This window comes from Candidatus Obscuribacterales bacterium (genome assembly GCA_036703605.1).
Lineage (GTDB): Bacteria > Cyanobacteriota > Cyanobacteriia > RECH01 > RECH01 > RECH01.
The window spans coordinates 1-7,509 of sequence record DATNRH010000419.1; the positions used below are offsets into that span (position 1 = coordinate 1).

The 7,509-nt window shown below is 54.4% G+C and carries 6 protein-coding genes; 5 read left to right on the plus strand and 1 reads right to left on the minus strand.

Annotated elements, in window-relative coordinates; all coding sequences use genetic code 11:
* The 5 genes from V6D20_08575 to V6D20_08595 all read left to right on the plus strand — a co-directional run.
* Positions 1-513 (plus strand): hypothetical protein (locus V6D20_08575; GenBank protein ID HEY9815836.1); only part of this gene is annotated, 513 nt, incomplete at its 5' end.
* A gap of 97 nt (positions 514-610) precedes the next feature.
* Entirely contained in the window at positions 611-2,128 is a 1,518-nt protein-coding gene (locus V6D20_08580; protein ID HEY9815837.1) for a TldD/PmbA family protein, read from the plus strand.
* Complete coding sequence (locus tag V6D20_08585) at positions 2,125-3,471, plus strand: metallopeptidase TldD-related protein (GenBank protein ID HEY9815838.1); 1,347 nt, start codon at positions 2,125-2,127, stop codon at positions 3,469-3,471. Before V6D20_08580 ends, V6D20_08585 begins: the two co-directional genes overlap by 4 nt.
* A 384-nt stretch (positions 3,472-3,855) precedes the next feature.
* Entirely contained in the window at positions 3,856-5,016 is a 1,161-nt protein-coding gene (locus tag V6D20_08590; protein HEY9815839.1) for an AI-2E family transporter, read from the plus strand.
* Positions 5,017-5,537: 521 nt separating this feature from the next.
* Positions 5,538-5,879, plus strand: a complete 342-nt coding sequence (locus V6D20_08595; protein ID HEY9815840.1) for a DUF1815 family protein — start codon at positions 5,538-5,540, stop codon at positions 5,877-5,879.
* A 165-nt stretch (positions 5,880-6,044) separates the two neighbouring features.
* Here V6D20_08595 and glcD read toward each other — a convergent pair.
* On the minus strand, positions 6,045-7,509 hold a 1,465-nt coding region (glcD, locus tag V6D20_08600), incomplete at its 5' end, for a glycolate oxidase subunit GlcD (protein ID HEY9815841.1).

Sequence of the window (7,509 nt, forward strand, 5' to 3'; positions counted from 1 at the left end):
CAGCCAGCCGGGCAAGTGAATAATCTTCTGGATAACGGCAAAATGGCGGTGGCGGATCCCAGTCGGGTGGCGGCCTACCTGGTGACGACGACGGCGGCTGATGCGATCGCTACGGCCCGATACCTCTGGGGCAGCGCTCAGCAGGTGGGGCTGACTGTCGGTGGCGTCTTGCTCAACCAAGCTGAGGGTGATGTGTCGGCGGAGTTTGCGCCCCTGTCCGTATCGTCCATTCCTCACCAGGCTAGTTGGGAGGCGATCGCCCCGGCTCTGCCCGATTTTCGCCAAGCCACCCAAGCGCCCCGCCCGATTACTGTGCATGAACGCGATCGCCAGGTGAGCTTGTTTTTGCCAGGCTTCAATAAAACCCAGGTTAAGCTAACTCAGTATGGCCCTGAGGTGACCATTGAAGCAGGGGATCAGCGACGCAACATCTTCCTGCCGCCGGCCCTCCAGGGGCGATCGGTGACGGGGGCAAAATTCCAGGACGGATACCTGATCATCTCCTTTGGCTAAGCGCGACCAGCGAGGGTCATGATCTCGGGACGTTAGGCATCTACCGCTAGTCAGGCGACCATCACACTGTATACATTGAATACACTGAAGGACATCGGTGGCGATCGCTGGTTACGGCGGCGATCCTGTCGATCCGTTGGTGGTCTTCAACTTAGTCTCTGCCTTGAACCCTATGATTCCTGACCTAACTCAACTCTTGCAGTCTCTGCACGTCGATGCAGACTGGATCGGCCTGCGGGCCATGCGAGAGGTGTCAACGCGGCGATCGGTGCGCCGTCAGCATCCCACCCACAACGGCACCCGTTTAGATATGGGCATCATGGTGGAGGTGGTGGTGGATGGGCAGTTGGGCTATGGAGCCACCAACTCCTTTGATCGTGATGACGTCCAGCGAGCTGCAGATCAAGCACATCTGCAGGCGATCGCCGCTCGGCAGTGGGGGCTGCATGCCTGTACCACGTCGGTGCGCCCGCCCGTGGTGGGGCACTATCGCTCGCCCTGTGCAAAACCGCTGGATGTGCTGACGGCGGGGGATGTGAATGATATTCTGCTGCGGCTATGTCGTCATTTGACGGTGTCGTCTCAGGTTGTGCAGGCGATCGCCACCGCCGTGACCCGTGAGATCGATATCTGGTTGGTGAGCAGCAGCGGTTCGGATGTGCATCAAACCCTGTCGGTGGTGGAAGGGCATCTGTCGGCTACGGCGGAGGATGGCGCGATTATTCAGCAGCGCAGTGACCACGGATATTTAGCCCATTCTTACCAAGGGGGCTGGGAATGTTTTTTGACGGATGATCTCTGGGCGCGATCGCAACACATTGGGGAGCAGGCAGTGGAACTGCTGACGGCGGAGGAATGCCCAACGTTAAAAACGACCCTCGTTCTGGCTCCTGATCAAATGATGCTGCAGTTGCATGAAAGTGTGGGGCATCCCCTAGAACTGGATCGCATCTTGGGGGATGAGCGCAACTATGCGGGCGGCAGCTTTGTGAAACCCCAAGATTTTGGACGGCTGGCCTATGGTTCGCCGTTGATGAATGTGGTGTTTGATCCCACCATCGATGGGGAGTTAGCCAGCTACCAGTTTGATGACATCGGAGCCCCAGCCCAACGGCAATATCTGATCCGATCGGGCACTTTAGAGCGTGGTTTGGGCAGTTTGGAAAGCCAAGAGCGCTTACGGGTGAGAGGCGTAGCCTGCGCGCGGGCCACCTCTTGGAACCGCCCGCCCATTGATCGCATGGCCAACATCAACCTAGAGCCTGGTTCAACGCCTTTGCCGGAGCTGATTGCCCAGATTGACGATGGTATTTATATGGAAACCAATCGCTCCTGGTCCATTGATGATCAGCGCTATAAGTTTCAATTTGGCTGTGAATATGCCAAACGCATTGAACAGGGACAGATCACCCGCACGCTGCGCAACCCCAACTACCGCGCCACAACGCCCGAATTTTGGCATAGTCTCCGTCTCGTGGGCGATCGCTCTACCTGGCAACACTATGGCACGCCCCTCTGTGGCAAGGGTGAGCCCAATCAGTTGATTTGGGTTGGCCATGGATCGCCGGTCTGCGCCTTTGAGCAAGTAGACGTTTTTGGAGGAGGGGCAGCATGATGTCCACCAAAGCCGACCAGCTTGAACTTGTCTTCCGGCACTTGGTGACTGCCCTAGGCGATCGCCTCCATGCTCATGAGCACATGAGTCTTGAACTCACGGGCGAACAAAGCCAGTTTGTCCGCTTTAATCGCGCTAAGGTTCGCCAAATTGGTACGGTTAGCGATGGTCAGGTGCGGCTGACGTTGATGGCCGATCAGCGTACCGGCTACTATGACCTACCGCTGACGGGCATCTGGGATCAAGATTGGCATCATGCTCAAGCGGCCCTCGATACCCTGCGGCGCGAATTGCCCCAACTGCCGGTGGATCCCTACTTGGTCTTACCCAGCGGCACGGCCAACAGCGGCGAACTCTATCAGGGGATGATTCCTGCACCTAGGGATGTGCCAGATTTGGTGCTGGCGGAGGTGGCAGGGTTGGATTTTGCTGGCCTGTATGCGGGTGGACGGGTGGTGCGTGGCTATGGCGATTCGGTGGGGCAATATCACTGGTTTGCCACCGATTCCTTCACCCTTGACTATTCTCTGTTTACTACCGATGGGCAGGCGGTGAAGGGCACCTATGCCGGAAGTCATTGGCAGCCCAATCGCTATACTGCCCGGCTCGATCAAGCCAAGCAGCAACTCACCCGCTTGGCCCAGCCTAGGAAGACTGTGCCAGCGGGCAGCTATCGCACCTATTTTGCGCCGGCAGCGATCGCTGAACTGTTAAGTATGTTTTCCTGGGGAGGGATCAGTGAAGCCGCGCTGCAGCGAGGTGATAGCGCGTTCCGATTGCTGCAGACCGGGGAGCAGCGGCTATCCCCCCTCTTCACCCTATCAGAAGACTTTAGCCATGGACTCGTACCCCGATTCAACCAACTGGGCGACATGACGCCTGTCCATGTGCCGCTGATTGTGCAAGGGGAGTTGGTGAATACCCTGGTTAATGCCCGCACGGCCAAAGAGTATGGCAAGGTTGCTAACGGAGCCAATGGAGGGGAAACATTGCGATCGCCTGATCTGCGACCGGGTAATCTATTGCCCGATCATGTTCTATCCACTCTGGATACAGGGCTGTATGTTTCCAATTTGCACTATCTCAACTGGAGCGATCGCCCCACGGGACGAATTACTGGCATGACTCGCTATGCCTGTTTTTGGGTCGAAGCTGGCCAGATGATTGCCCCTATTGAAAACCTACGATTTGATGAAAGTCTCTACCGCTGTTTTGGCAGTCACTTGGTGGCGTTGACGCAAACCCAGGACTTTGTGCCAGAAGTGGGTAGCTATGAACATCGTGATCTAGGCGGTATGTGGGTTCCCGGCGCGATCGTCGATGATTTTGTCTATACTCTTTAACGGGACAGGATTTGAATAGGATCAAGATAGCGGAGACAAGATGCCATTGAGGGGCGAGTGTGGTGATGGGATATCTGATCCGTTCAGCTTTCCTCTTGATGCAATCAGGTATCTAGCTGGCTCGTCATGCTTGTTCACGAAAAATGCTATCAGAAAGCCTAGTAGGGCGAGCAGTGCCTACCTCTGCCATTCATCCATGCCACTGCAGGTAGGGCAGGATGATGTGTGGTTGCCGCGTTGGTGAAAACCTGCATTGACGATGTGGGCTTAACCCAGGGGATCATTCAGGGATGGTCGATCTAGCGTAGTCTGGATGGCAAACCTAGGGGTGAGTCTCTAGGCTAGGACTGGCGTTATGGCAGCGTGATCCCACCTCCCAAGTTTATGGCTAGTTTGTTTGTGCATAAGGAGCCCGACCCATTGAACGGTGTACCTGAACAACGGTTTACGTTGTCTCTCTCAAATATTTTGGTGGTGTTGGGGAGCATTGTGCTGGTGGTGCTCCTGTGGCAACTGCGCAGTTTGCTGCTACTGCTGATGATCTCCGTGGTCTTAGCTGCCACCTTCGCTCCGATTGTGGATTGGGCAGAACAGTGGCGCATCCCGCGCTGGGTGACGGTGATCTTGGTCTACCTTACGTTGATCTCGGGGATCATTGGCGTCAGCTTGATTATTGGCCCCACCGCCTTCGAGCAAATTGAACGGTTGATTCGCAAACTGCCGGTTTACCTAAAAGACGTGTTAGCGATCGCTGAAACCTGGGCGATGCAGCAAAATGAAACCCGTCCAGATTTGGTCAGTCAGCTTTTTGATCAGTTCTTTGATGTGCAAGGGGTGACCCGCTGGGCCATTACCTCCACCCAAAAAATTCTTCTGCGTTCATTTAGCCTAACCACCGGGTTTGTGGGGGGCATTTTTAGCCTGATCCTGGCGATCTTTCTCTCAGGCTACATTTTGTCCGATAGCCGCACGCTGTTGGGGAATCTAGCGCGGCTGTTGCCCCAGCCTTGGGATGAACGTCTTGCCGCTCAGTTTGCCCCCATGACCCAGCGCATGGGCAGCTATATTCGGGGTCGAGTGCTGGTGTCTGCCATTTTGGGCGTGGCAATTACCACCAGTCTTGGTTTCCTGGGGTTGTCGGAGTATGCCTTGGGTCTGGGAGCGATCGCGGGTGTCACCAACCTAATTCCCTTTCTCGGGCCCATTTTAGGCTCGATCCCCGCGTTACTCGTTGCAGTTTCCCAGGGTTGGTGGACGTTCCTTTGGGTCTTGCTGCTGTTTGTGATCATCCAAAATATTGAAACCTACGTCCTGGATCCCCTCTTAGTAGGCTCCTCTGTGGGGGTGCATCCTCTCTACCAACTTCTGGCCGTGTTGGGTGGCGCGCAGGTTCTAGGTATCATTGGAGCGTTGATTGTGCCGCCTTGGATTGCTGGATGTACGGTTTTACTAGAAAACTTATATCTCCAGCCCAAACTACGTGCCGAACGCCAACTCAAGCTCCAAAGCCAGGCTGAATCATCTGTCCCCGTCTCACCGTCCTAGCTAGAGAGCAGCAGACCTCCGTAAATCCAGGGATAGCACCTCAGAAACATCACAAAACCATACATATTCGCTTATAAAAAACCACGTTTCTCTTCCACGCGCTACGCTAGATGGATGTGAATAGTTTGGTTACGCGCTAGACCAGCTGAATCGTTTCCAATCGCATCAAATTTATGAGTTTCTGACTCCAATTGGTTACGATTCGCGCACACTTCACGGAAGTTCAGTCAATCTGACTGAATCCCATAGGTAACGAGTCGTCAGCTTCCCTAGCTGCGCCGTCGAATGCTTCAACAAGCTTGCCCATCGATCCAACTTGTCTTGCTTGATACGGTACCCGTTGGACAACTTCGCTAGCGTAGGTCATGCTGCTGTTATTAAACAGCAAAATAGAAACGACTGTTGATTAGTTTTTCTGTAGTCGAGGCTACGCTGAGTTCGAAAATCCTAATCAGTGGGGTGTGGAATTCTTAAAAAAAGATTAAAGTGTTTAAATTGTGTGAGGTGACTGGAGGCAACTCATGTTTACACGTCTTGCAGAGCAACATCGACAATTTGTAAAAGATCTCGTGATGAATCTCCAGGCAATGGCGATTGTGCTGGAGCGTCGCGGCTACTTAGCGTCTTGCTACACCTGTGGCGGGCAGATGAATAGCGCATCATTTATGGTGAGCTTAGGCGATAATCACTTGATTCGATTCTTGGTGTCCGACTACGGCATCACTTGGACGGAAATGCGTGATGATCGCGAACTGATGAAGCTAGAGGGAGCTGAGGCCATTAGTCAATTGCAGGACTTAGCGAATTTGATTAAATATCACATTCAGCCGTCTGAGCAGTTTGCTATCACCAATGCGTCATAGGCCTAAGCCTGTGACCTCATAACCTGATGTGTGAAACATGGAGATGGGGACTTGGCAGTGAGTCGTTGGCAGCTCTCGCCTAACGGTATCCTTAAACTACCTAACGTTAAACCCATCTAATGTTGGTGCTAGGGTGAGAGATGTCTGGTGAGCAGCGATCGCTCCCTAAAAACGCTCTACATTGTCTGTCCATGATTCAGGTACAGCGTTTCGAGCTGCTTCACCGCAGGTGCGGGGTGTTGGAAACAGCTTCTCAGGATTAGCTAACCCCCTTGGATTTAGCGCCTGCCGCACATATTGCATGGTTTCAAGATCTGCGTCAGAGAACATCTCCGGCATATAGCAGCGTTTGTCTGAGCCAATGCCATGTTCGCCGGAAATACTTCCCCCCACTTGAACACAAAGCTTCAAAATATCGCCTCCGAGGGCTTCTACCGCTTCTAGCTGCCCCGGTATTGAGTTGTTGTACAGAATCAGGGGATGCAAGTTGCCATCTCCGGCATGAAACACGTTGGCTACGCGATAGCCATGTTTCTCGCCAAGAGATTCAATCGCCTGAAGCACTTCTGGAAGCTTGGTTCTAGGAATCACGCCGTCTTGGACGTAGTAGTCTGGGCTGAGTTTGCCCATGGCCGCAAAGGCCGCCTTCCGCCCCTTCCAAAGCCGTAGCCGGTCTTGTGCCTCGGTGGCGGTGACTACGTTGCGGGCTCCGTTGCGGCGACAAATCTCGGCAACCCGATCGCTGTTGGCAGAGACATCTACAGCCAGACCGTCCAGTTCAATCAACAAAATGGCGATCGCATCTCGGGGATAGCAGGCGGTAGCCACCACATCTTCCACAGCATTGATGCTAAAGTTGTCCATCATTTCCATGCCGGCTGGAATGATCCCAGCACTGATGATGTCCGATACGGCAGCGCCAGCCGCCTCGATGCTCATGAAGTCCGCTAGGAGGACTTGGATGGATTCGGGTACCTTGAGAATTTTGAGGGTGATTTCTGTGGCGATCCCCAAGGTGCCTTCCGAGCCGACGACTACGCCGGTAAGGTCATAGCCAGGCATCTCCGGTACTGCGCCCCCTAAGTCTTTCACCGATCCATCGGGTAGTACGAGCCTGAGCCCTAGGACGTGATTGGTGGTGACGCCATACTTGAGGCAATGCACCCCGCCAGAATTTTCGGCGACGTTCCCGCCGATGGAGCAGACGCTTTGGCTAGAGGGATCGGGGGCATAGTAGAAACCGGCTCCGCTCACGCTCTGGGTGACCCAGGTGTTGATTACCCCTGGCTGGACGGTGACGCATTGATTCTCGTAGTCCACCTTGAGGATGCGTTTCATTAAGGTGGTGACAATCAGCACGCTGTTTTCCACCGGCAAAGCACCCCCCGATAGCCCCGTACCCGATCCTCGGGCAATGAAGGGTACCGCATGGCGATCGCAAATTTTGACCAAGGCTGCCACTTCTTCCGTAGTGCGGGGCAGGACGACGACCGCAGGACGCTGACGATAGCTGGTGAGCCCATCGCATTCATACACCAAGAGCTCTTCCTGGCGCAGGATCACCCGACTCTTGCCCACCACGGCGGTAAAATCCTGAGCGATCGCTGACCAGTTGATGCTGGTGGAACTG

What these genes read in the sequence shown, in the direction of transcription:
- V6D20_08585 (HEY9815838.1), top strand. Translation starts at nt 2,125, where the DNA reads ATGATGTCCACCAAAGCCGACCAGCTTGAACTTGTCTTCCGGCACTTG.
- V6D20_08590 (HEY9815839.1), top strand. Translation starts at nt 3,856, where the DNA reads ATGGCTAGTTTGTTTGTGCATAAGGAGCCCGACCCATTGAACGGTGTA.
- V6D20_08595 (HEY9815840.1), top strand. Translation starts at nt 5,538, where the DNA reads ATGTTTACACGTCTTGCAGAGCAACATCGACAATTTGTAAAAGATCTC.